The following is a 24892-nucleotide window of genomic DNA, read 5'->3' on the forward strand; positions in this document are numbered from 1 at the left end:
GCAAGGAGCAGATTCATGTCGGCAAGGTCGGACGGCTCGCACAGGTCATTGTTTTTCGAGCATTGTCTGCTGCCTGAAGGCTGGGCGCGGAATGTCCGCGTCACGCTGGAGCAGGGCCGGATCGTCGCCGTCGACGCAGGTGTCGACGCAGGTGCGGAGCCCTCGCCCGGTGACGAGCGGCACGCCTGCGCGCTGCCGGGAATGCCCAACCTGCACAGCCACGCCTTCCAGCGCGGCATGGCGGGCCTTGCCGAGCGGCGCGGGCCCTCGAACGACAGCTTCTGGACCTGGCGCGAGATCATGTACCGCTTCGTCCAGCGCATGACCCCGGACGACGTGCGCGCCATTGCCGCGATGGCCTATGTCGAGATGCTGGAAGGCGGCTTCACCCGCGTCGGCGAGTTCCATTACCTCCACCACGACCGCGAGGGCCGCGCCTTCGCCGACGTCGCGCAGATGAGCGCGGCGGTGCTGGCGGCGGCCGGGGACACCGGCATTGGCATGACGCTGCTGCCGGTGCTCTACAGCTACGCCGGGTTCGGCGCGCAGCCGCCAGCCCCCGCGCAGGCGCGCTTCATCAACGATCTGGATCGCTACGCGCGGTTGCTCGAAGGCGCTCAGGCCCATGCCCGCGCGCTGCCTGATGCCGTGGTCGGTGTGGCGCCGCATTCCCTGCGCGCCGTTTCGCCCGATCAGCTGCGCGATCTCGAACCGCTGGCGAAAGCCCGTCCGGTCCACATCCACATCGCCGAGCAGGTGAAGGAAGTGGACGACTGCCTCGCATGGAGCGGCCGGCGCCCGGTCGAATGGCTGCTGGACAACACCGAAGTGGACGCGCGCTGGTGCCTCGTCCATGCCACGCACATGACGGAAAGCGAAACCGTTGCCGCCGCGCGCAGCGGCGCGGTGGCGGGACTCTGCCCGATCACTGAGGCGAACCTCGGCGACGGGCTGTTTCCGGTGGAGGGGTTCCTGCAGGCGGGTGGCCGCTACGGCATCGGCAGCGATTCCAACGTCCTGATCGACGCGGCCGAGGAACTGCGCCTGCTCGAATACGGCCAGCGCCTGACCCGCCGCGCGCGCAACGTCATGGCCCGGGAGAGCGGGCGCTCCACCGGCGCGGATCTTTACGCAGGCGCGCTGACGGGCGGGGCGGCGGCATTGGGCGTCGAGGGCGGCATCGCGGTAGGCCTGCCTGCAGACATCGTCAGCCTGAACCTCGACCATCCGGCCATGATGCACCGGGCGGGCGATGCGATAACCGACAGCTTCGTCTTCGCCGCCGGGCGCTCGGCCATTGACTGCGTGTGGCGCCATGGCGACAAGCTGGTGAGCGAAGGGCGCCATCACGCCCGCGACCGGGTGGTGCGCGACTATGCCAAGGTACTGGAGACACTGATCGCGTGAGAATGCCCCTTCATGAACGCATTCGATCGGATTTCGAGGGCCGCATCCTCGGCGGCGAACTGGCTCCCGGAGACCGCCTGCCCATCGAGCAGGAACTGATGCAGGAATACGGCTGTTCGCGGATGACCGTGAACAAGGCGCTCTCGGCGCTCGTCGCGGCGGGGCTGATCGACCGGCGCAAGCGTGCGGGGACGTTCGTGGCGCGGCCCAAGGTCCATTCGATGGTGCTCGACGTGCCCGACATCGCCGCGCAAGTGCGCGAGCGCGGGCAGGATTATGCTTTTCGTCCCCTCAAGCGCAGGGTGCGGCCGCCAGGAGAAGATGAGGAGGAAGTGCTGCTCGCAGGAGGCGGTGCACTGGTCCACATCGACGGCCTGCACCTCGTCGATGGCGCGCCGCTCGGGGTGGAGTTCCGTCTGGTGAGCGCTCTGGCCGTACCGGAGATCGTCGGCGCCGACCTCGACGCCGTTCCTCCGGGGACATGGCTGCTACAGCACGTCCCTTGGACGGAAGCGGAAACGCGGATTTCCGCCGTCGCCGCCTTGGGCGAGGAGGCAGAGTGGCTCGGCGTTGCAGCCGGTACGCCCTGCCTGTGCGTGGAACGCCGGACGTGGCGGGGGGCAGAGCGAATCACGTACGTGCGCCAGTTGTTCCTTGGCGATGCCTACGACATGGTGGCGCGCTTCGGGCCGGGCGCTTCGGGTCGATAGGATCATTTCGGCCCACCACTGCACTCAATCAGACATGATCTGGCCGGCATCAGCGCCGGGCCGGGAATGGCTATCGGAACCTTATCTGATGAGCGAAGGGCAGGTATTTCTCAGCCAAGGCCCAATGCCATATCCCTGTGCCATGGCAGTCGCATGCCGCATTCCACAAGGCCATAGCCTTCTACACCATCGGACCGGGTGAATTTGGCTATGTGTTCGACAAGGGTGTAGCCATCCGCAGGCAGGAAGCAGCGGAAGAGCGGTATGCCGGAATAGCTTACCTCCCTGCCATGGGCATCGCGTAGCCGCCAGTGCGTTTCTCTGACGGTGAACTCGTCGGTATCGAAAGTAACGAGATCCTCAGTCTCCACGATCGGCGTCCAGTCGGTACCGTCATGCCACATGCTCATGTAGCTGTGCCTGCCGCCGGCGACGCCGTGGATGCCGATCGCGGCGGTTTCGTCCGTGAAGATCGGCCAGGCGACACGGTAATGCTCCATGCTGCCCCAGTCGCGGATACCGGCGGCGATGTCACGCCCGCCGGTGCCCTCGAAAGTGTGCCGATCGCCGCCGCGCAGGGTGACGGTGCCGGTAACGAAGCAACTGCCTTCAAGATGGGCGTGGGCATGGGCTGCGGCGAAGTTGTCCTTGTCGTCCTGGCCGAAGCCGATTGCGTCCATCAACGGGTGCATCGCCCGCCAGGTCAGGTCGAACGCAAACTCGGCGGTTTGGAAACGGATGCGAGCGACCTTGAGAGGCTCGAGCGACTCCAGCGTCATGCCCCCGACCGACACGCCGCCGGCCAGCCGGTTGGCCGGACAGGACAGGTTGGCGTTGTAGCGTGCGAAAAGCGGTTTGCCGTCCATGAAGAACACCATCCAGCTATTCGCGCTCCTCGACCCTTCCATGAATCCGGCACGGATCACGCAGCCGATACCGTTCTTTGGGTCATAGGCGTTGAAATAGAAGCTCTGGTTCCAGAGCCGGCGCCCTTCGGCGGGCAGGTATCCTTCGAGGGTCTCCCAATCTGAACGATGCATGGTCTCTCCCACCGCGCCCGCATTCGAAGGTCGAATCCCTTGGCGCGAATCCATATGGTACGTTTGCATATTATATCCATCAGAATGGAGTGGCTATTGTAAAGTCTCGATGGCTCCGGTCCGCGGATAATGTGTTGTGCGTCTGCACATATCGATTTACATATGGTAATCATACGCACTATATTCTTGGGCGTCGATAAGCAGGATACAGAGAGCCAGCATGCCGTCCGCCACTTCGCTGTTCACGCCTGTCAGCCTGGGTCGTCTGAATCTGCCCAACCGTCTCATCATGGCGCCGTTGACACGCGCGCGCGCCACCAAAGAGAGCGTGCCTACCGCCATGATGGCGCGCTACTACGCGCAGCGCGCGGACGCCGGACTGATCGTCAGCGAGGCGACTGCGGTCGATCCGCTCGGCATGGGTTGGTATCGCGTGCCCGGCATCTGGACCGATGAGATGGTGGCGGGCTGGAAGGCGGTGACGGATGCCGTTCACGCGGCAGGTGGCAGGATCGTGTCCCAGCTCTGGCACATGGGACGGTTGGTGCTGCCGGACTACATTGGCGGCCAGGCACCGATCGGCCCTTCGCCGATCGCGGGGGAGGGGATGACCTTTGCGCCTCGCCCTGACGGCGATACCGGGCTGTTCCTGCCGATGAAACCTTATGCGATCCCGCGCGAGATGACGCAGGCTGATATCGACGGTGTCGTCGCCGCCTATCGTCGCGGTGCGCGCAACGCCATGCGTGCGGGCTTCGACGGGGTCGAGGTGCATGGCGCCAACGGCTATATCATCGATCAGTTCCTGCAGTCGAAATCGAACCTGCGCACCGATGATTACGGCGGCGGCGTGGACAACCGGCTGCGCTTTCTGCGCGAAGTGCTCGCCGCCGTCGCTGAGGAGATCGAGCCGGGACGGATCGGCCTGCGCATCAGTCCCACGAGTGAACGCAAGGGGATGGGAGACGCCGATCCGGCCGCGCTCGCGCGCGGGATCGGCAGAGCGGCGCGCGAGGCCGGGCTGGCCTATATCCACCTCATCGAGCCGATTGCCTCGGGCTTCATGGAGGCACCGGACAAGCCGGTGCTCGACGATCTGCCTGCGCGAGGCTTTCGGCGGCAGCGTGATTCAGAACGGCAGTTTCGACGCCGAAACCGCCGCGCGCTTCGTTGCCGAAGGCAAGGCCGACGCGATCTCCTTCGGGCGGCCCTACATCGCCAACCCCGATCTGGTGACGCGGTTTCGGCATGGGCTTCCGCTTGCCGAGGCGAACTTCGACTATGCCTATGTCGGCGAGGAGAAGGGCTACACCGACTATCCGGCCTTTGCCGGATAATCAGGAGGCGGGCCGCACCCACGAGGCGGCGGGGCGGTCCGTCTGTGCGGCGTAGGCGGGGTTGCGACAGTCCTCCAGGATATTGAGCCGGGCCTGATCGGGCGTCCAGCCCAGTTCCTCGCGTGCGCGCGGGCTGCGCTGGCGGCTGCATGAACACAGCACGATCCCGCCGAGCCCCTTGCCCCAGATTTCGCAGGCTTCCTCCACCGTGACGCTGCGGGTGGGGCCGCCCAGATTCCGGGCGATCTCGGCGGCCATCACGCCGTAGCTGACCTCGCCCGCCACCGCGAAGTAGAGAGCGCCTGCGCGGCCCTTCTCGATGCACAGGCGATAGAGCTGTGCCAGATCCTCGACATGGACGTTGGAATAGACGTTGAGGCCCCGGCCGACATGGCACACCGCGCCGGTCGTGCGCGCGGAATGATAGAACTGCGCGATGATCTGGCAGCCGCCGTTGCCCCAGATGAGTGGCGGGCGCACCACCATCGCCCGGACCCCGCGGGTGGCGGCATCACGCACGATCTGTTCGGCGGCGAGGCGCGGGGCGATCTGGCGGCGGGGGACGAAAGGCTCGTCCTCGGCGAAGCTGCGCTCGTCCCAGTCGCCGCCGGTGGGGATCGACATGACGCTGGTACCGCTGGTGAACACGAAGCAACGGTCGGTGCCTTCCAGCGCATCAAGCATGGCGGAGACGAGGCGATATTCCTCGTCCAGCATAAGCTGCGCGGCCATGATGACCGCGTCGAAGCCGTCCACCAGCGCAGGGACGGCTTCGATGTCGGCAAGGTCGCCGTGTACCGGCTGCGCGCCATCTTCGGCAACGGTGCATGCCCCGGCTTCGTTACGTGCGAAGCCGTAAACCGCATGGCCGCCGGAGACGAGGTTGCGCACCACATGGCGGCCGAGATAGCCGGTGGCGCCGAGGACAAGGACTTTCATCTCAGTCGAACAGTGTCGCCAGATCGAGTTTGGCGAACTCCTCGGGCGTCAGGCGTTCACACGCCTTGAACAGCCGGGTGCGCAGCATCTGCGTGGTGCCGTCGGGGAAGTGATTCTCCAGCAGCCGGTCGTTGCCCTTGCCGCCGATCAGCGTGGTCAGTAGCGTGGCGCCCTTGTCCTTCGTGATGGGCTGGTGGGTCTCCTCGCCGATCTCGAAGGCGATGTCGCCCGCCTGGAAGCAGTAGTCGTCGTAGAACCACTCGCCCTCCAGCGTATAGGCGGTGGCGGCGCAGTGGTGGCCGTGGACGGGCGTGGTCACCCACGGGCCCATGCGGTAGTTCATGACGACGATGTTCCACTCCTCGTCCACCTGCAGCACCCGCCATTCTGAATTGGGAATGGGGCCGTAGGGCAGCGAGGGAATGTCGTCGCTGCGGATGTGCTCGGTCATCTGCCGGGCCTTGTTCACCGCCTGATTCAGAGTCTGGGTCATTGTCATGGGAACCTCTCCTCTCGTTGTCAGAAGCTGAAACCGATGCTGGCGCCGTACGTGCGCGGCGCGCCGACCGAGCCGGCAATCCCGAACGCCGATGTCGGCAGGTCGAGATAGTATTTCGCCTTGGCAAGGTTCTCCACGAAGGCGCGCAGCTTGAGCCCGTCCGGCCGCTGCACCAGCGAGGCGCTGGCGGTGACCATGTGGAACGAATCCTGACGGCTGAGCCCCAGCGGTCCGCCCGCGCCCGCGAGGAAATCGTAGCTGCCGGTATAGCGATCGGCCACGGCGAGGATCGCGTCGTAGTCCTCGCTTAGTGGAATCGTGTAGTCCACCGCTGCGGAGAACGACCATTCGGGCGCGCGGGGCAGGCGCGAGCCGGAGAGGTCGGCGACGCCGTTGACCATGCCGGGGCCTCCGGTCGGTGTCGGGCAGCCCGGGTATCCCGGCGAGGCATAGGCCTTGGGGCAGAAGATCGCCGCCGAAGTGTAGCTCTTGAACTTCGCGTCCAGCCAGGTCGCGCCGCCGCTGATGGTGAGACCCGTGACAGGCTCGGCCGAAGCGGTCAGTTCAAGGCCGTAGACCCGCGCATTCGCCGCATTCTCTGCGCGTACACCGCCGCTCGCGGCATCGACGAAGCTGACCTGGATGTCCTTGTAATCGTAATAGAACCCGGCGGCGGCCAGCTTCAGGCGGCGGTCGAACAGCGCGGTCTTGGCGCCGACTTCATAGCTCGTCAGCTTTTCCGATTGCAGCGGCACCAGCGGGTTGAGGGCAGGGGTGTTGTAGCCCCCGCTCTTGGCGCCCCGGCTGAAGCTGGCGTAGACGGTCCCGTCGGACAGTTCGTAGGACAGCACCGCGCGCGGGGTGAAGTCCTTGAACACGTCCTTCTGGCGGAACTGCGCGGTGGCGCCTGGCGCGAGGACGGCGGTGGGGTCGTTGGTGACCCGCAGCTTCTTCTCGTCGATGTTGTAGCGCCCGCCGAGCGTCAGCTTCAGCTTGGGCGTGATCGCATAGTAGAACTCACCATAAGGCGAGATCGAGCGCAGATCGACGCGGGAATGGTTGATCCCGCCTTGAAAGCTGCCGAAGGCATCGCCGAAGAACTGGCCGAGCAGAGTGTCGCGGTCGATCTCTCCGCTGACGCCGAGCAGAAAATTGAACGGGCCGTCGAAGTCGGTGCGCACGAAGCTGTCGTGCGTGAAGGTCCAGCCATATTCCTCGGCGCGGGTGCGGAACAGGTCTCCGGCGGCGAAGTCCTGATCGACGAAGACCTTGTAGGAAAAGTCGCGATATCCGGTCACGCTGACCACGGAGAACCCCTCGCCCTCGTACCGCAGGTTGAGGGTGCCAGCCGTGTAGGAGATCAGCGTGTCGCGCGATCGGGTCTGGTCTACTTCGTAGAAGCCGCCCGGCGCGGGCAGGTTCTCGCCATAGACCGCGCAGGCGAGGCACTCGGGCGCGCCGGTCAGGCGCCGCCGGGCAATCGGATCGCTGACCTGCCGTGAATATTCGACCGCCAGCACCGCCGAGAACGGCCCTGCCGGATTGTATCCCAGCTTGCCGCGCACTGTGGCATTGCGATAGCCGCCCAGCCTGTCGCCATTGGCAACATTGGTGACGTAGCCGTCGCTATAGGCGTACTTGCCTGCCACGCGCACCGCGAAGTCCTGCGAGAGCGGCACGTTGACGACGCCTTCGGCGGTCACGCTGTCGAACCGCGCGTACTCGACCGAGGCGGAGCCTTCGTAGCGGTCGGTCGGGTCTTTGGTGGTGACGAGGATCACGCCGCCGGTCGCGTTGCGGCCGTAGAGCGATCCCTGCGGCCCGTTCAGCACCTCGACCCCGGCCATGTCGACCACGACGAGTGCGGCGCCGACCTGTCGCTGCAGGTAGACGCCGTCCTGATAGGTGCCGATGCTCGATTCCAGTCCCGCATAGGCGGAGTTGGTGCCGATGCCGCGAATGTAGACCTGCGCCGATCCGCCGCTGGTGTCGTAGACGACCGATGGCATGCGGATCTGCGTGTCGCGCACGCTCTGGATATTGAGCCGTTCCAGCGTCTCGCCACTAAGCGAAACGGCGGCGACGGGCGCGCGATCGAGATTGGTGCCGATCTTGCCGGCGGTGACGATGATTTCCTCACCGGTCGCCGCGCTGTCCTCCTGCGCGGACGCGGCGGTTGCGTGCGCTGCCAGCGCGATCGCAAGAGCCGTGATGCTGTACCGCATTGTTTTCTCTCTCCCCGTTCGGCCTGTCGTTGCAGGCCTTTCCTGTTCGTTAGTTAAGTGGTGTCTCCACCATCTCGGGCGGCCGCGCGGGCAGCGTCACCAGCACGCGGCCGTTCTCGACCCGCAGCGGGAACGTGCGCACCGCGCCGTAGGCGGCCCCGGCGCAGCGTCCGCTGGCGATGTCGAAGCGAGCGCCGTGCAGTGGGCAGAGCACCTGCCGCCCCCGCAGCCGCCCGGGCGAGAGGCGCGCGGCGGCGTGGGGGCAGCGGTCGTTGATGGCATGCCATCCCTCGGCCGTGCGCACGAGAAGGACGGACCAGCGCCCCACGCGCACCCCGATCATCTCGCCGGGCGCGAGCGCGTCGGCGGCGAGCAGGTCGTGCTCCTCGGTGCGTTCGTCCAAGGCGGTGGCTGCCGTCATCGCACGCCCTTCGCTCTTAGGCCTTCCGGACCGGCAGCGGCAGGAAGCCGCGCGTCTCGGCCATGACCTTCTGGTAAGCCGGGCGGCCGCCCATGTGCTTGTCCTGGAACGCCTTGCCCAGCACGCCGGTCAGCATGATCGTGTTGAACAGCGGGCCGATGACGGTCCACCAGATCGACGGATTGCCCGCAACGGCGGTGAGCCAGATGCCCCACCATACGGTCGTGTTGCCGAAGTAGTTGGGATGGCGCGTGTGGGTCCACACGCCGGTACGCAAGTAGCGGCCCTTGTTGTTGGCGTCCGCCTTGAATGCCTGCAACTGGCCGTCGCCCACCGTCTCGAAATAGTAGCCGATGCCGAAGACGATCATGCCCAGGATGCCCAGCGCCCCGATCGGCGCGTCCGAACGGTTGCCGATGATCCCCCAGACCGACGGGATGCCGATCACCGCGATGACGATCGCCTGCGGCTCCATTACCACGAAGAAGCTCTTCCACCAGTAGCCGGGCGAAAGCTTGTCCTTGAATCCGAAATAGCGCGCGTCGCCGCCGCCAGCCTTCGTATAACCGAACCAGCGCTTTGACAGATACCAGCCGAGGCGGCAGCCGTGCAGCCCCGCCATCAGCAACACGACTGCGGCGGTGGGCGAAGACGTCTTCGTCAGCAGGTAGGCAAGCCCCGCGGCGGTCGCGTAACCGAAGCCGTACCAGCCATCCATCATCGAGTGCGTGGGCTGAAACAGCCCGATGACCCAGATCAGCGTGACGACCGCGAAGGTCCACGCCGTGCAGGTCCAGAAAATGCCCCAGTCGCTGCCGAGATCGAATCCCAGGCTGGCGATAAATACTTCCATATCCCCTCGCTCCACGCTTATAGTGTGCTAGCAATCCATTATTGGTCGCACGTACTAGGCTTTCGGTCAATGCCCTTAAATTCAGCACAAGTGTGGCTTTGAAAGTCGAACAAAGGGGCTGGACAGACATGGATCGCTTGCCCTAGATCGATTCGATAAGGTGCGCTGGCGAACCAAATGTCGGCGCCGGCGATTTCGCGAGCGGGAGAGCGATGCGGTGACGGCTTTGTACGATATCGTGGTGGTGGGCGGCGGCTCCAATTCGCTGACGGCGGCGGCCTACATGGCCAAGGCCGGCAAGAGCGTGCTGGTGCTGGAAAAGAACGATCACGTCGGCGGCGGCGCGGTGTCCACCGAAGTCGCGCCCGGCTTCATCCACGATCCCCATGCCACCGGGTTGATGACCTGCTTCAGCAGCCCGGCGCTGCGCAACGACGAACTGGGGCTCTATTCCAAGTTCGGGCTGGAGTTCATCGAGTGGGAGGCGGCGTTCACGACGCTGTTCGACGATGGCTCGATCCTCGTCTCCAGCAAGGACATCGACGCCACCGCAGCCTCGATCGCCCAATTCTCCGAAAAGGACGCCGAGGCGTACCGTGAACTGGGCCGTCGCTGCGTCACGCTGGCGCCGCTGCTCAGCATGGGCATGGCTAATCCGCCGATGCCGTTCAACCGTTTCATGGGACTGCTCGAAGGCAATCCGCTGGGCGACGAGGTGGTGCGCAGCCTGTACGTCAGTGCCTACGACATCATCTGTAGCTACTTCGAATCGACTGAAGTGCGCCTTCACCACCTCAAGTGGATCGGCGAGGCGATGGAGAACCCGGAGGCCAACGGCACCGGAATCCTCGTCTTCAACCTCTTCGCGCTGGTCCATGCCAATGGCGCCTTCGCGGTGAAGGGCGGCACGCAGCAGCTTTCCAACAAGCTGGCGCAGGCGGTCGAGCATTTCGGCGGCACCGTGCGTACCAATGCGCATGTGACGCGGGTGATCGTCTCGGGCGGCCGGGCGAGCGGGGTGGAACTGGCCGATGGGGAGGTCATCTCGGCAAGGGAGGCGGTGCTGGCATCGATCCACCCGCATCTGCTCGGCGATCTGGTGCCTGAGGTCGATCCGGTGATCGCCAAGGCTGCGCGTGAGGTGCGCCTGTCCAACCATGGCGCCGTCAACCAGCAGATATCGCTTTCGGTCGAGCCTGAATACATCGGCGGCAACGACCCGATCCTCAAGAAGTCGATGGTCGTCGAATACATGCCGCGCGGCGATTTCGAGGCGATGCGCAAGATCTACGATGGCTACAAGTACGGCGAGGTGCCCTACGGCCACTTCAACCCGCTGACGATCATCAACAGCTACATCGACAAGACCCGCGTTCCCAAGCCGGAGAAATGCGCGCTCTACCTCTACCACTTCGCGCCGATGGAGTTGAAGGACGGCGGCCTGGCGGCGTGGGAGGACTTGCGCGACGAATATGGCGAGCACGTCTGGACCTCGTTCAAGAAGTACACGACCAACCTCAAGGACAGCCACATCCTCGGCCGCCTGATCGAGACGCCGCTGGACCACCACCGCCATTCCGCCAGCATGCAGAACGGCGACATCTTCGGCATCGGCACGGCGGGCGGCCAGATCCTCGGCCGCCGTCCGACGCCCGCGCTCGCCAACTACGGCGTGCCGGGGATCGAGGGGCTCTACCTCACCGGACCATTCATGCATCCCGGTGGCACGGTGACGCTGGGCGGGCGGCCCACGGCGATGGTCATGTGCAAGGACATGGGCATCGATCTGAACGCCGTGTTCCATCTCTGACCCATCTTGCGAAGGACATTGCCATGAAGCTCTACACGACCGACAATTCCGAACTGATGGAGATCACCCGCATCACCAGTGAAGGCGGCAACCTGATCGTGTCCGGCACGATCATGGGCGCCGTGCCGGTCAAGGCCGTGCTGCGGCCCGAGGATATGCGCGCGGCCTTCCGCACCATGTCGGTGCCGACGATGGCCAAGGCGGCGGTCATGCCGGTGCGTGGCACGTCGGTTCCCGCGCTGATCGGCGGCGGGCTGCTGGGGCTGTTCGCGCTGTTCAAGCTGCTGCGTAAATGACCGCAGAAGCCCCGGCCACCCCCTTGCCCCGGCAGCAGAGCAACGCCATTCGTTGCGTGCTGGGCATGCTGGGCTCGGACGTCCACACCAAGGGTATCCGCACGGTGGCGAGCATGTTGCGCAGCGCCGGGATCGACGTGGTCTTCGCGGGCGAGCACCTGACCATCGACCAGATGGTCGAAAGCGTGCGCGAGGCCGAGCCGGAATTCGTCGGCCTCAGCTTCTCCACCGCCGGTTACCTCGTCTACATGAAGCTGTTCACCGACGCGATGAAGGCGGCGGGCCTTGGCCATGTCAGCGTGATGGTCGGCGGCCTCGTCCACCCCGACGACGAGGCGGCCCTGCGCGGCATGGGGGTCAGCGGCCTGTTCGGGCCGGGCACCACGACGCAGGACATCGTGTCCTGGCTGAACCGCGTGTCGGCGGAAAAGACCTTCCAGCAATAGGCTGCTCGCCGCGCAAGGTGACACCGGGTTTACACGGTTTACACGGTCCAGAGGGGAAACGGTGTAACCTTGGGTCGGGACAATGCGATTTTGGCGGAAAACCGTGATTTTCCTTGCGCGGCATGTGTAACCTTGGGGTGCGGATGTGTCACCTTGTGCGCACGAAGTGTCACCTTGCATTTCATGCATTCGCCCGCAGTATAGGCGGGATGTGCAAGGTGAGGCGGTGCGGGGCATGCGGCCAATGTACCCGCATCGACAGCCTGTAGGAAAATCCTGGACGCGCGCGTTTTTGTGGCCGTTCTTTTCCTGCTCGATGGTAGCTTGGTGTTCGGCGGCTTTCGCCCCATTCCTCCCCGTTCCGGGGAGGAATTGACGCCCGCTTCCCACCCTTTGCGGCCATACCCCCCGGTTCGTCATTGCGAGCGCAGCGAAGCAATCCAGGGCAGTCCCGCAGCGCCCTGGATTGCTTCGCTGCGCTCGCAATGACGAATTTGGTATTGGCAATCACCACCCGAAGTCGCCCTTCCAACCCCGCTCAGGCTGAGCTTGTCGAAGCCCCGGCGGCGGAGCGCTGCCCTGACGCCATCGAGCGGATGGCTCGGCGTTGCGCGTGGGCTTCGACAAGCTCAGCCTGAGCGGGAGTGGGTGGAAATTCGCCGGGCACGGCGTCTTTGCGTGGACTCGATCTCGTAAACGCACATCGCGCTAAAAAACCGCCATCCCAGCCTGAGCTGGAATGACGGTCGGGTAACGCAGGGTATTCGGAAAACTCAAAAGCAGGCCGGCGGGCAGTTGGTGGGTGGAAGCCCGTCGGCCTTGGCGTTGTCGGCCTCAGAACTTGGCCGAGACCTCCACGCCGTAGACGCGGCCCTTGTTGAGCGGCGAGAATGTGGAACCGCTGAAGAATGCCAGCGGGGCCTCGGCGCCGAAGGTGGCCTCGTTCAGCAGGTTGGTGCCGTAGAACGAGATGGTGTAGTTGTCGTAGCGAACCGCGACGTTGGCATCGACCATGGTGGCCGCGCGCATCAGGCCGGTGTTGGCGTCGTTGTACCAGTCGGCGTCGCGGTAGTTGGCGGCGACGCGGGCATCGAGGCCGAAGTCGCCGAAGTTGCCGGTCCAGGCGATCGAGCCGCCATAGCTCCACGGCGAGAGGCGCGGCAGCTTCAGGTTGTAGTCGGTGTCGTTGATGACGCCGTCGTTGTTGAGGTCGTAGAAGACGTCGGTGTACTTGCCCTCGGTGTAGCCGAACTGGCCCGCCAGGGTGAAGCCGGCGCCGGGCTTCAGCGTCAGTTCGCCTTCCAGGCCGCGGATGCGCGCATCGGCCGAGTTGGTGATGATCTGCGCAGTGCCCACGCCCACGACGGGGATCTGGATCTCGCGCTGGACGTTGTCGATGGTGTTCCAGAACGCCGCGAGGTTGATGCGGGCGATGCCGAACAGGTCCTTCTTCACGCCGATCTCATACGAGTTCTGGACTTCGTCGTCGAATGGGCCGGGATCGACCTGGGTATAGACGTTGCGGAAGTTGTAGCCGCCCGAACGGAAGCCCTTCGACCAGAAGCCGTAGACCTGCGTTTCCGGATCGGGCTGCCACTGCATGCCGATGCGCGGGGTCAGGCCCTTCCAGGTGTTCTTGTCGTTGAAGGTGTAGTTGCAGGTCTGCGCCTCGTAGTCGCAGCCGGTCGCGGTCAGGTTGGCGACCTTCACCGCCTTGGTCTCGGTGGTGTAGCGCGCGCCCAGGTTCAGCGTCAGCGTATCGGTGAAGTGCCAGTCGGCCGAACCGAAGATGCCGTAGGTATCCTGGTTCTGGATGCCGCCGCCCGACAGGGTGCGGGTGCCGTTCGCCAGCTTGCGCTGTTCCTTGTAGTCGATGCGCTGCGTGAAGTAGTACAGGCCGGTGGTCACGTCGACTTTGCCGAAGGTGCCGGCCCAGCGCAGTTCCTCGCTCATCTGCTTCTGGTGCGTGGTGTTGCCCGAGTGGAACGCAAAGGACGGCGAGGCGTCGATGTCGTTGAACACGCGCGCGTTGTATTCGCGGTAGGCCATGATGTTGGTGATCTTGCCGTCACCGAATGCGGTATCGATGTTGGTTTCGTTGGACCCGAAGTGCCAGTAGTTGTGCGCGAAGCCTTCTTCGTCGATGTTCACCTTGAAACTGTCGCGCGGGTAGAGGCCGTGGTTGCTCGCCACCGCGCCGTCGCCGTCGTACTTGCCGTATTCGTAGCGGAACACGGACTCGAACCCGTCGATCGGCGTGAAGCGCAGGGCCGGGCGCACGATGAAGATGCGGTTCTTGCCGAGGTCGTCGTTGCCATTGTACTCGTTGTGGTAGTAGCCGGTGTCCTTGTCGTAGTAGACCGCCAGCTTGGCCGAGATCTTGTCCTGCACGATCGGGCCGGTCACGGTGCCGCTGATCTTGTATTCGGGCCCCGAGGAGACCGAGGCGCGCACGTCGGCGGAGAAAGTGTCCTTGGGCGTGGTGGTGCGGATCACCATGGCGCCGCCGGTCACGTTGCGGCCGAACAGCAGCCCCTGCGGACCGCGCAGAACTTCGAGGCCCTCGATATCGAAGTTGCCGAAGACGACACCGGCGCTGACGCCGAGGTACACGCCGTCGACGAAGACGCCCACGGTCGGGTCGATCGAGGGGATCGAGGAGTTGATGCCGAGGCCGCGGATCGAGAAGTTGGCATAGCCCGGCGTCGTGCCGACCGCGTTCAGCTGCACGTTGGGCATGTTGTAGCTGAGCGACTGCAGCGTGGTGAAGTGCTGTTCCTCAAGCTGCGCGGCGCCGAATGCGGTGACGGCGAAAGGCACGTCCTGCACGTTGGAGGCCTGCCCGCGCTTGGTGGCCGTGACGACGATGGTGTCGAGGGCGTCGGAGGAGGAAGCGCTGTCGGCGGCGGCATCCTGCGCCATGGCGGCGGGGGCGATGGCGAACGCCAGCCCTGCGCTGGTCGCGAGCAGGCCGCACTTGATGATCGAGGACATCTTCACTCTTCTTCTCCCACAAACCGTGGCGCTCACTCGCGCCTTGTTATCTGGCCCCGGCGCGATGCGCCTTGTTCTCTCACGTCGCGGTTCGCAAGCGGCAGATGCTGCGCAACATGCTTCGTGACGGGACACTCAAGTCCGCGCTCGGGGCGTTTCGTTCAATCTGCGGGGCGGGTCCGGAGGGGAATATCACAAGGCTGATATCCCGGCCGGGGCGGCGCGCGGCGGCGCTTATCACGGATGGGATGGCGGCCGCGCGGTGGCCCTTCCATTCGTCATTGCGAGCGCAGCGAAGCAATCCAGGGCAACGCTCACCGGCCTGGATTGCTTCGCTGCGCTCGCAATGACGAAAAAGGGTGCCTGATAACCGTTTAAGGTGAGCGTATTCATGTCCGGACGTCATATCACGGATATGAAACAGGCCCCGTTGGCGCCTTGGCGTTACCGACGCGCAATGCCCCGTGACAAAGCTTCGCCTCGAACGAATGTGAGAGGAAAAGCCGACGTGACGACCTGCGAAGACATCCGGCCCGGAGCGCAAATGGCAAACGGCGGCCTCGACGCGCTGTTCGCGCCGCGCTCGATCGCGCTGGTCGGCGCCTCGGACGATGCCGCGCGTATCGGCGGACGCCCGCTGCGCTATCTGCGCGCCAGCGGCTATCAGGGCCGCGTCTATCCGGTGAATCCGAAGCGCGAGACGGTACAGGGCGAGCAGGCCTGGCCCTCGATCGCCGCGCTGCCCGAAGTGCCCGACCTCGCGCTTCTCGCCGTGCCCGCCGCCGCCACCCGCGCGGCAGTGGAGGACTGCGTCGCCAAGGGCGTGAAGGCCGCGATCATCTTCGCCGCCGGGTTCGCCGAGATGGGCGAGGAAGGCCGCGAGGAACAGGCGCGCATCGTCGCCATCGCCCGCGCCGGAGGGCTGCGCCTGCTCGGCCCCAACTGCCTTGGCGCGGCGGACAGTTCGATCGGCTACTACGGCACTTTCTCGGTGATGCTCGACGACGGGTTCCTTGAGCCCGGCCCGGTGGCGATCGTCTCGCAGAGCGGCGCCTACGGCTCGCACATCGCGCAGCTGGCCCGTAATCGCGGCCTCGGCATCCGTCACTGGATCACTACCGGCAACGAGTGCGATGTCGATATGGCCGAGGCGCTGCGCTGGGTGATCGACCGCGAAGGCGTGAAGGTCGTCATGGCCTATGCCGAGGGCGTGCGGAACCGCGCGGTGTTCTTCGAGGCGCTGGGCCTTGCGCGCAAGCGCGGCATCGCGGTGGTATTGCTCAAGGTCGGCCGCTCTGAAGTGGGCGCGCATGCGGTGGGCAGCCATACCGCCGCGCTGGCGGGCTCCGACGGCGTGTTCGACGCGATCTGCCGCCAGTTCGGCGTCCACCGCGCGCGCAGCACGGCGGAGCAACTCGACATCGCCTACGCCGTGGCCCGGGCGGGCCTGCCGGGCGGGAACAAGCTGGGCATCTTCTCGATGTCGGGCGGCCTCGGCATCCAGATGGCCGACGACGGCGACGAGGCCGGGCTTGCCGTCACCCCGATGCCCGCCGGGGCGCAGGCGGAACTGAAGGCGCTGCTGCCTTACGCCTCGCCGGTCAACCCGATCGACGCGACCGCGCAGGCGATGACCGACCTGCCGCTGATGACGCGCTATATCCAGGTCGTGCTGGAGCAGGGCGGCTATGACATCTTCGTCGCGATCCTGGGCACCACGCCCGCACTGCCCAGCTATTCCGCACGGCTGGCCGAGGCGTTGGAGGCGGCAGGGCCGGGCGGCGAGGGCCTGATCCGCGCCGTCACCATGAGCGCGCCGCCCGAAGTCGTGCGCGCCTATGAGGAACGTGGCTTCCTGGTGTTCGAGGACAGCGTCGCGCTCACCCGCGCGCTCGGCGCGGTGGCGCGCTTTGCCGAGAGCTTTGCGGCTGCGCGTGCCGAGCGCCCGGCGCTCCCCGCCTTGCCTGCCCCGCTGACCGCCAGCGGCACGCTCAGCGAGCGCGCCGCCAAGCAGGTGCTGGCCGAGGCCGGGATGCCGTTCCCCGACGAGCGCCTTGCCGCCACGCCCGATGAGGCGGCGGCGGCGGCCGACGCGATCGGCTATCCGGTGGTGGTCAAGATCTGCTCGCCCGATATCGCCCACAAGACCGAAGTGGGCGGCGTCGTGGTGGGCCTCAAGGACGCCGCCGCCGTGCGCGAGGCGAGCGCGCTGGTGCTCGAACGCGCCCGCACCGCGATGCCCGGTGCCATGATCGAGGGCGTGCTGATCGCGCCGATGATCGCGGGCGGTGTCGAGGTGATTGCGGGCGTCAGCGTCGATGCGACGCTCGGCCCGGTGGTGATGTTCGGCCTCGGCGGCGTGCTGGTGGAAGTGCTGAAGGACGTGACCTTCCGCGCCGTGCCCTTCGACGCCGAGGAAGCACGCCGCATGATCGCCGAGACCACGGCAGGCAAAGTGCTGCAGGGCGTGCGCGGCGCAGCCCCCTCGGACATCGCCGCGCTGGCCGAGAGCCTTGCCGCACTGTCGCGCTTCGCGGCGGCCAATGACGGGCGCCTTGCCGGGGTGGACATCAACCCTCTCAAGGTCATGCCCGAGGGTGAGGGCGTGGTGCCGCTGGACGCGCTGGTGTTGCTGCAGCCATGACGCGCCTGCTCGACCGCGAATTCCTCGACTTGTGCCTGCACGACTGGCTCAAGGTCGGGGCGCTTGCCGAGCGCGATACGGTGGACGCCGTGCTCGACCTGTCGGAGACGCTGGCGCGCGAACGCTTCCTCACGCACTTCAAGGCGGGTGACGCGCAGGAGCCGCAAGTCGGGCCGCAGGGCGTCACCGTCCACCCCGAAGTGCGCGCGGCGCTGGGCGAGTATGCCGAGCTGGGCCTGTTCGGCGCGGGCTTTTCCGAGGCGCTGGGCGGCCACGGCCTGCCGTTCGTGGTAAGCTGCGCCAGCTTCGCATGGTTCGCGGCGGCTAATATCGCGACGTCCTCCTACGCGATGCTGACCGTCGCCAACGCGCGGTTGATCGCCGAGTTTGGTAGCCCCGCTCAGGTCGACGCCTTCGCGCGTCCGCAGATCGCGGGCGAGTGGCTGGGGACGATGTGCCTGTCCGAACCGCAGGCCGGGTCCGACCTCGGCGTCGTGCGCACCCGTGCCACGTTCGAGGGCAAGGACGATCTTGGCCGCCGTTACCGGCTGGCGGGCTCGAAGATGTGGATCTCGGGCGGCGAGCATGACGTGGGCGGTAACATCGTCCATCTCGTGCTGGCGAAAGTCGCAGGCGCGGACGGCGTGTTGCCCGAGGGCACGGCGGGCCTTTCGCTGTTCATCGTGCCGCGCCTGCTGCCCGATGGCGTGCGCAACGACGTCACGGTGGCGGGGCTCAATCACAAGATGGGCTACCGGGCGATCCCCAACTGCCTGCTCGCTTTCGGCGAGAACGGTGGCGCCACCGGCTGGCTGGTCGGCGCGGAAGGGCAGGGCCTGCGCCAGATGTTCATGATGATGAACGAGGCGCGCATCTCGGTCGGCCTCGGCGCGGCGGCGCTCGCGTGCCGGGGCTATGGCCACGCGCTGGCCTATGCGCAGGAGCGGTTGCAGGGGCGCGGGAGCGATGGCGCTTCGGTGTCTATCATCGAACACGCGGCGGTGCGGCGCATGCTGCTGGCGCAGAAGGCGCTGGGCGAAGGCGCGCTGGCGCTGTGCCTCTACGCCGCGCGGCTGGTCGACGCCGACGATGCCGATAGCGCGGCGCTGCTGGCGCTGCTGACGCCGGTGGTGAAGACGTTCTCGTCCGAAATGGGGCTGGAGGCCAATGCCATGGCGATCCAGGTCCACGGCGGCTACGGCTACACCCGCGATTTCGACGTCGAGCAAGTCTACCGTGACAATCGTCTCAACCCGATCCACGAAGGCACCACCGACATTCAGGCCATCGACCTGCTGGCCCGCAAGCTGCTGAACGGCGGCGAGGGGCTGGCGGTACTCAAGGCGCGGATCGCGGCGACGCTGGCGGCGGCGGATGGCTTCGCTGCGGAGACCGAAGCGCTGCGGGCGGCGTGGGCTGAGGTCGATGTTGCACTCGAAATGCTGCGCGGTTCCGAGAAGGCGCTGGAGGTGGCGACGCCGTTCCTCTTCGCCTTCGGGCATGCCGTGGTGGGCTGGATCTGGCTCGACCTCGCGCTGGCTGCGCGCGGCAAGGGCGTGCGGATCGCGGCAGGCACGGCTGCGGCATTGCGTTACTTCACCGCCTGCGAACTGCCGCGCGTGGGCGCGTGGCTGGCATGCTGCACGGCCGGCGGCGAGGTGCTGGAGGTCGATCCGGGCTGGCTGTGAGCGGGAGGGGAGGCCCTCCTCCCGAAGCTTCGTCACCCTGAACTTGTTTCAGGGTCCATCGTGCCGCCAAGCCGGGGCGTGGGATAGTAAACCGCGATCTCGGCTGGCGACACAACCCATCGGTCGCAACTGCATAATGGACCCTGAACCAAGTTCAGGGTGACGGGATGAGTTTCGTCATTGCGAGCTGTTAAAGGATCGCGTTCGCCAGTCCGCCATCCACGGTAATCATCTGCCCCGAAACGAATGCCGAGTCCGCCGAGGCCAGCCACAGCGCCGTCTGCGCGATGTCGTCGGTCTCGCCCAGACGGCCCAGCGGAATACGCGCCTTGCGCTGCGCCAGTGCGTCCTCATCCAGCATCGAGAGCACGCCTTCGGTCGCCACCGTCGCGGGCGAGATCGCGTTTACGCGGATGCCCTGCGCGCCCAGTTCCACCGAGGCCGCGCGGGTCAAGCCGCCGACGCCCGCCTTGATGCCGCAGTAGAGCAGCGCATTGACCATGCCCTTGAGCGCCGAGACCGAGGCGATGTTGATCATCGACCCGCCGCCGCGCTGGGCCATGTAGGGCGCCGCCGCCTGCGTCATCCACACGATCCCGTCGAAACCCACGCCCGACATGCGCGCCAGGGTCTCGGGGGTGATCTGGGCGATCGGCTCGTACTTGTTCCACATCGCGCTGCTGACGGTAATGTCCAGCCCGCCGAGTTCCTCTACCGTACGCGCCACTGCCGCCTGCACCGCGTCGCGGTCCGACACGTCGCAGCCGATGGCGATGGCGCGGCCGCCCTTCTCGGTGATGCCGTCGACGACGGCCTGCGCCCAGTGCTCCTTGAGATCGAGCACGGCGACGGCGGCGCCCTGTGCAGCAAAGAGTTCGGCAATGGCGCGGCCCAGCCCGCGCGAAGCCCCGGTGACGAGCGCGACGCGCCCCGACAGTCGTTGCGACATGATGGTCTCCCTAATGAATGACCGCAGCCTTGGACCCGCCGCCGCGCGCGCCCAAGCGGGCGCCGCCCGCGCCGCCGCCTTATCCCATAGGTGATAGCCGTGGCGCCGCGCCGGAGCCGGGTTGAGGCGCCGCCGCCCCGGTGCTTCGCTGACGCGAACACGAGAACGGGAGAAGACGATGGAGCGGCACGGTGCAAGAGTGGTGCTGGTGACGGGCGCGGCGGCCGGGATCGGTCTTGCCACGGCGCGGCTGTTCGCGGCGCGCGGCGATACCGTGGTGCTCGCCGACCGCGATGCCGGGGCGGTCCGGCGCGCGGCGGCCGATCTCGGCGCGCCGCATCAGGCACTGGTGCTCGACGTCGCCGACGAGGCTGCCGTGGTCGCGGCCGTAGCGGAGATTGCTGCGCAGCATGGCGGGATCGACGTGCTGGTGAACAACGCCGGGATCGTCGATCCGGCAGGCACCCCCGCGCTCGACCTCGATGCCGCGACGGTGGAGCGGCTTTTGCGGGTGAACCTAACCGGCAGCTATCTTCTGGCGCGAGAGGCGGGGCGCGGCATGATCGCGCGAGGCGGTGGCGCGATCGTGAATCTCTCTTCGGGCATCGCGTTGCAGGCGATCGCGGGGCGCACGCCTTACGCGATGTCGAAGGCGGCGATCCTCGGCTTCACTCGCGCGCTCGCCTGTGAGTGGGCGCAGCACGGAGTACGCGTCAACGCGGTGCTGCCGGGCTACGTCGCGACCGAGATCGTCGAGGCGCTGGTGGCCGAAGGGCAGGTCGATTCCGCCACCGTTGCGGCGCGCATTCCGCTTGGCCGCATGGCGCGCCCGGCCGACATCGCCGAGGCGATCGCATGGGCTGCCGACAATGCTTACGTCACTGGCGGCAGCATCGCCGTGGACGGAGGCTACAGCGCCTATGGCGGCACGACACCGGCGGCCACGGCAGAGGCGCCCGCAGCGCCGCAGCATGACCGTCCGGTGGTGCTCATCTCCGGCGGCGCGCGTGGCATTGGCGCGGCGACGGCGGATCGCTTCGCAGCGGACGGCGCGCGGGTGATCGTGCTCGACCGCGAACTCGGCGCGTTGCCCGAGGGGCGCGAGGGGCATGTGCTCGACGTCACCGACGAGGCCGCGCTGGTCGCCGTGATCGAAGGCATTGCTGCGCAGCATGGCCGGATCGACGTACTGGTCAACAACGCCGCCATCGCCGACGATTTCCAGCCTACTACCGAACAGACGCTGGCCGCCTTCGAGCATGGCCTCGCGATCAACCTCGTCGCACCGCTGCGGCTCGCAACGGCGGCGGCGCGGGTGATGCGGGGACAGGGCGGCGGCGCCATCGTCAACCTATCCTCGATCGCGGCGCGCGGGGGACTGCCCCGCCGCAACAGCTATTGCGCGGCCAAGGCGGGGGTGGAGGCGATGACGCGCCAGCTCGCGTGCGAATGGGCGCAGCATGGGGTGCGGGTGAATGCCGTCGCGCCCGGCTATATCGCCACTCCCGGCGTCATGGCGCTGGAGGCCGAGGGCAAGCGCTCGCTGCGCGGCGTGCGGCGGCGCATTCCGCTGGGGCGGCTCGGACGGCCGGAGGAGATCGCCGACGCCATTGCCTTCCTCGCCTCGCCGCGTGCGGGCTACATGACGGGGACAGTGGTGCCGGTGGACGGGGGCTGGTCTGCCTTCAGTGACGCGGGCGATGCTGCGGATGTGGAGTGACCCTCATCGCATATGGGATTCTCCCGCGTGCGAGGCTCCGATGCGCGACGTGAGGGCCGCACTTGCGGCTAGATGGTCGCCAAACCTGAGGATGCCGAAATGACGATCAGACTCGAAGTGGCCGACTTTGTCGCCGTGGTCACGATGGACAATGCCCCCGTCAATGCGCAGTCGATGGAGATGATCCACGGCCTCGCCGATGCCTTCGACGAGATCAGCGACCGCGACGATGTGCGCGTGGCCGTGCTGACCGGCGCGGGCAAGTGCTTCTCCGCCGGTGCCGACCTCAAGAACCGGCCCGACGTCTCCGCCCCCGGCGCCACCTGGAAGCGCAACCGCGCGGTGCGCGAATCCAGCTATGCCATCATCGAGTGCAACAAGCCGGTGATTGCGGCGGTCAACGGCCCGGCGCTCGGTGGCGGGCTGGGGCTGGCAGCGAGCTGCGACATCATCGTCGCCTCGGAGACCGCCGTGTTCGGGCTGCCGGAGGTGGACGTGGGCCTAATGGGCGGCGGCAAGCACGCCGCGCGCATCCTGCCGCATTCGATGGCACGCCGCATGATGCTGACGGGCTGGCGCGCGCCGGCGGCGGAACTCTATCGCCGCGGGATCATCGAAGCCTGCCTGCCGTTCGACGAACTGATGCCCTGGGCCATGGAGATGGCGCGCAGCATCGCCTCCAAGAGCCCGATGGCGACGCGGCTCGCCAAGGATTCGATGCGCACGATCGAGAACATGACCCTGCGCGACGGCTACCGCTACGAGCAGAACAACACCAACGCCCTCTCGAAGACCGAGGATTCCAAGGAAGCCATCGCCGCCTTCAAGGAAAAGCGCGCGCCGGTCTTCCAGGGCCGCTGATCGCGGCTATAGCGCTAGAACAACGGGTCGGGAGAAGAACATGGCAACTACGATGCAACCGGCGAGCGCGCCTGCCTGCTCTCGCGAGGTGGGCGGTTACGACTGGTACGTCGTCGCCATTCTCTTCTCCGTTTCGGTGCTGGGCTACATCGACCGCGTGATCCTCAGCTTCCTGGTGGAGGCGATCAAGGGCGATCTGGCGCTTAACGACGCCGAGATCGGCGCGGTGACCGGCATGGCCTTCGCGGTGCTCTACGTGTTCGGCGGGGTGTTCATCGGCCGCATGCTCGACAAGGGGCGGCGGGTGACGATCCTGGCCGCCTGCATCCTCGTGTGGTCGATCGCCACGGCGGCGAGCGGGTTCGCCACCGGCTTCGTGACGCTGTTCCTGGCGCGCATGTTCGTCGGCGTGGGCGAGGCGGGGCTGAACCCGGCGGCGATCGGCATCATCTCCAGCCGCTTCCCGCAGGACAAGGTGCAGAAGCCGATCGGGCTGTTCACCACCGGGCTCTACGTCGGCGGCGGCATGGCGATGATGCTGGGCGCGCACCTGCTGGGCAAGTTCAGCGCGGGCGGCCCTTACGACCTGCCGCTGATCGACACCGCCGAGCCGTGGCGCGTGGTCTTCCTGCTGCTCGCGGTGCCGGGCCTGCTGGTGGCGCTGCTGGTGCAGACCACGGTGCGCGATCACAACGCCGCCCAGCGCGCCGCCGCGGCTCCGGCGAAGGGCGAGGCGCTGGCCTTCGCGCGCGAGAACCGCACGCTGATAACGCTGCTGGCGCTGGGCATCGTCTCGTGGTCGATGAACAATTACGGGCTGCTCAACTGGTATCCGGCGATGCTGATGCGCTCCTACGCGATGACGCCCGCGCTGGTGGCGACGAGCTATGGCCCGGCGTTCCTGCTGGCCGGGATCGCCGGGTGTCTTGCGGTGCATCCCTACCATGCGTGGCTGCGCAAGCGGTTCGGCGGCAAGGCGGCGTACTGGCTGACCTTCACCTCGATGGCGGTGCTGAGCGTGACCACCATCCTCGGCCCGATCGTGCCGACGGTGGGGCTGGCGGTGTTCATGTCCTACGCGAACCTGTTCGTGAGTTCGATGTCGGTCGCCTCGATCTTCGTGCTGATCGTCGCGGTGGTGCCGCCGACGCTGCGCGGGCTTTATACCGGGCTCTACATGGCGCTGGTGAACCTGACGGGCGGCGCCTTCGGCTCGGTGCTGGTGGGGCTGATGACCGACCACGTCTACGGCGCCAAGGGCCTGAACCTGGCGCTGACGACGATGGCGGTGGTGTTCGGCCCGCTGGGCGCGGGGCTTATGTATGCAGCGCTGAAGCGGGCGCCGGAGCGGGGGTGAGGGCATGCGACGTATCGCGTAGTCCTTCGTCATCCTGAACTTGTTTCAGGATCCATCGCGCGGTCGATGCCGGAGTGTGGCGTGGCAAACCGCGCTGTCAGTTTGCTGGTCATGGACCGAGCTATGGGCCTGATGGACCCTGAAACAAGTTCAGGGTGACGGCGGGTTTGGGCGCGGTTAGTGGACATTTTGTGAGATTGCGGCAGCCTGAGAGAACAGTTAATCTTTCAGAATGTTCGGCAATTCCAATTTCGACCGCATTCGGCAAATCTTTGCCGATCAGTTCGCCAGCGATGCCTACGGTTACACTTACCGAAAGGGCCAGAAAGGTGCGGAATTCCGTATTAGTGAGGCCGAACGGGACAATTTCATTGCGACGTTTAACAGGCGCATCCGCTATACGATTTGGTCAATTGCCCCTGCGACGATCTCCCTAATATTGCTTTTGGCTTGGCTTACTCCTGAAAGCGATAGCTCCGAAGCAAACGTAGCGATCTGGATCGGGGTGGGAGCGATCTTGTTGCCATTCTTGGCGATTTATTACTGGTCGTGGAATGCACCGGCTCGCGAGCTGGAGACCCGCAAAAACCGGTAGCGTTTGGACGGCTATAATGATTCATTGAGGGCGCGCGATCACGGAGGCCAGCTATGGATCCCAAGTCCCTGTTCAGTTTGAGCGATCACCTTGAGGCATTG

General features: G+C 66.2%; 20 protein-coding genes and 1 pseudogene. 13 read left to right on the forward strand and 8 right to left on the reverse strand.

Annotated elements, in window-relative coordinates; all coding sequences use genetic code 11:
* Positions 1-15: 15 nt before the first annotated feature.
* The gene (locus V2S85_RS15375) at positions 16-1407 is read left to right on the forward strand and encodes a formimidoylglutamate deiminase (RefSeq protein WP_330703721.1); all 1392 of its coding nucleotides are present in this window, start codon (positions 16-18) and stop codon (positions 1405-1407) included.
* A gap of 2 nt (positions 1408-1409) precedes the next feature.
* Entirely contained in the window at positions 1410-2117 is a 708-nt protein-coding gene (gene hutC / locus V2S85_RS15380) for a histidine utilization repressor (RefSeq protein WP_330703722.1), read from the forward strand.
* A gap of 110 nt (positions 2118-2227) precedes the next feature.
* Here the strand turns inward: hutC and V2S85_RS15385 are convergent, their stop codons facing one another.
* Positions 2228-3226, reverse strand: a complete 999-nt coding sequence (locus V2S85_RS15385; RefSeq protein WP_330703723.1) for a DUF7064 domain-containing protein — start codon at positions 3224-3226, stop codon at positions 2228-2230.
* A gap of 220 nt (positions 3227-3446) precedes the next feature.
* On the opposite strand from V2S85_RS15385, the pseudogene V2S85_RS15390 reads away from it, so the two are divergent.
* Positions 3447-4151 (forward strand): annotated as a pseudogene (locus V2S85_RS15390) (alkene reductase); the annotation flags it as partial.
* A gap of 130 nt (positions 4152-4281) precedes the next feature.
* On the forward strand, positions 4282-4494 hold the full coding sequence (locus V2S85_RS15395) for a hypothetical protein (RefSeq protein ID WP_330703741.1): 213 nt from the start codon (positions 4282-4284) through the stop codon (positions 4492-4494).
* Here the strand turns inward: V2S85_RS15395 and V2S85_RS15400 are convergent, their stop codons facing one another.
* The 5 genes from V2S85_RS15400 to V2S85_RS15420 are packed head-to-tail and all read right to left on the reverse strand — an operon-like array spanning position 4495 to position 9431.
* Positions 4495-5433 carry an NAD-dependent epimerase/dehydratase family protein gene (locus tag V2S85_RS15400; protein WP_330703724.1) on the reverse strand — a complete coding sequence of 313 codons (939 nt, stop codon included), beginning with the start codon at positions 5431-5433 and terminating at the stop codon, positions 4495-4497.
* Between the two features lies 1 nt (position 5434).
* The gene (locus tag V2S85_RS15405; protein ID WP_330703725.1) at positions 5435-5926 is read right to left on the reverse strand and encodes a cupin domain-containing protein; all 492 of its coding nucleotides are present in this window, start codon (positions 5924-5926) and stop codon (positions 5435-5437) included.
* Positions 5927-5952: 26 nt separating this feature from the next.
* Positions 5953-8157: a TonB-dependent receptor gene (locus tag V2S85_RS15410; protein WP_330703726.1), complete on the reverse strand. Its 2205-nt coding sequence runs from the start codon at positions 8155-8157 to the stop codon at positions 5953-5955.
* A 49-nt stretch (positions 8158-8206) separates the two neighbouring features.
* A complete protein-coding gene (locus V2S85_RS15415; protein WP_330703727.1) occupies positions 8207-8578 on the reverse strand; it encodes a Rieske (2Fe-2S) protein in 372 nt (123 codons plus the stop codon).
* A gap of 16 nt (positions 8579-8594) precedes the next feature.
* Positions 8595-9431: a DUF1295 domain-containing protein gene (locus V2S85_RS15420; RefSeq protein WP_330703728.1), complete on the reverse strand. Its 837-nt coding sequence runs from the start codon at positions 9429-9431 to the stop codon at positions 8595-8597.
* Between the two features lie 217 nt (positions 9432-9648).
* Here V2S85_RS15420 and V2S85_RS15425 point away from each other — a divergent pair, with 217 nt between their 5' ends.
* From V2S85_RS15425 to V2S85_RS15435, 3 genes are read left to right on the forward strand one after another with little or no spacing between them, the layout of a single operon-like run.
* Positions 9649-11241: an NAD(P)/FAD-dependent oxidoreductase gene (locus V2S85_RS15425; protein ID WP_330703729.1), complete on the forward strand. Its 1593-nt coding sequence runs from the start codon at positions 9649-9651 to the stop codon at positions 11239-11241.
* Positions 11242-11264: 23 nt separating this feature from the next.
* Entirely contained in the window at positions 11265-11537 is a 273-nt protein-coding gene (locus V2S85_RS15430) for a hypothetical protein (protein WP_330703730.1), read from the forward strand.
* Entirely contained in the window at positions 11534-11983 is a 450-nt protein-coding gene (locus V2S85_RS15435; protein WP_330703731.1) for a cobalamin B12-binding domain-containing protein, read from the forward strand. The genes V2S85_RS15430 and V2S85_RS15435 overlap by 4 nt, the downstream gene beginning before the upstream one ends.
* An 834-nt stretch (positions 11984-12817) precedes the next feature.
* On the opposite strand, the gene V2S85_RS15440 is transcribed toward V2S85_RS15435, so the two are convergent.
* A complete protein-coding gene (locus V2S85_RS15440; protein WP_330703742.1) occupies positions 12818-14977 on the reverse strand; it encodes a TonB-dependent receptor in 2160 nt (719 codons plus the stop codon).
* A 544-nt stretch (positions 14978-15521) separates the two neighbouring features.
* Here V2S85_RS15440 and V2S85_RS15445 point away from each other — a divergent pair.
* The gene (locus V2S85_RS15445; protein WP_330703732.1) at positions 15522-17621 is read left to right on the forward strand and encodes an acetate--CoA ligase family protein; all 2100 of its coding nucleotides are present in this window, start codon (positions 15522-15524) and stop codon (positions 17619-17621) included.
* The gene (locus V2S85_RS15450) at positions 17618-19309 is read left to right on the forward strand and encodes an acyl-CoA dehydrogenase (RefSeq protein WP_330703733.1); all 1692 of its coding nucleotides are present in this window, start codon (positions 17618-17620) and stop codon (positions 19307-19309) included. The genes V2S85_RS15445 and V2S85_RS15450 overlap by 4 nt, the downstream gene beginning before the upstream one ends.
* A gap of 190 nt (positions 19310-19499) precedes the next feature.
* On the opposite strand, the gene V2S85_RS15455 is transcribed toward V2S85_RS15450, so the two are convergent.
* The gene (locus tag V2S85_RS15455; RefSeq protein WP_330703734.1) at positions 19500-20258 is read right to left on the reverse strand and encodes an SDR family oxidoreductase; all 759 of its coding nucleotides are present in this window, start codon (positions 20256-20258) and stop codon (positions 19500-19502) included.
* A gap of 178 nt (positions 20259-20436) precedes the next feature.
* Here V2S85_RS15455 and V2S85_RS15460 point away from each other — a divergent pair, with 178 nt between their 5' ends.
* The 4 genes from V2S85_RS15460 to V2S85_RS15475 all read left to right on the forward strand — a co-directional run bounded on the left by V2S85_RS15460 (position 20437) and on the right by V2S85_RS15475 (position 24791).
* A complete protein-coding gene (locus V2S85_RS15460; RefSeq protein WP_330703735.1) occupies positions 20437-21978 on the forward strand; it encodes an SDR family oxidoreductase in 1542 nt (513 codons plus the stop codon).
* Positions 21979-22077: 99 nt separating this feature from the next.
* Positions 22078-22839, forward strand: coding sequence for an enoyl-CoA hydratase/isomerase family protein (locus tag V2S85_RS15465; RefSeq protein ID WP_330703736.1), 762 nt, complete (start codon positions 22078-22080; stop codon positions 22837-22839).
* Between the two features lie 40 nt (positions 22840-22879).
* Positions 22880-24196, forward strand: coding sequence for an MFS transporter (locus tag V2S85_RS15470; protein WP_330703737.1), 1317 nt, complete (start codon positions 22880-22882; stop codon positions 24194-24196).
* Between the two features lie 232 nt (positions 24197-24428).
* Positions 24429-24791: a hypothetical protein gene (locus V2S85_RS15475; RefSeq protein WP_330703738.1), complete on the forward strand. Its 363-nt coding sequence runs from the start codon at positions 24429-24431 to the stop codon at positions 24789-24791.
* Positions 24792-24892: the final 101 nt, after the last annotated feature.

This window comes from Novosphingobium resinovorum, from assembly GCF_036352595.1.
GTDB lineage: Bacteria > Pseudomonadota > Alphaproteobacteria > Sphingomonadales > Sphingomonadaceae > Novosphingobium > Novosphingobium resinovorum_B.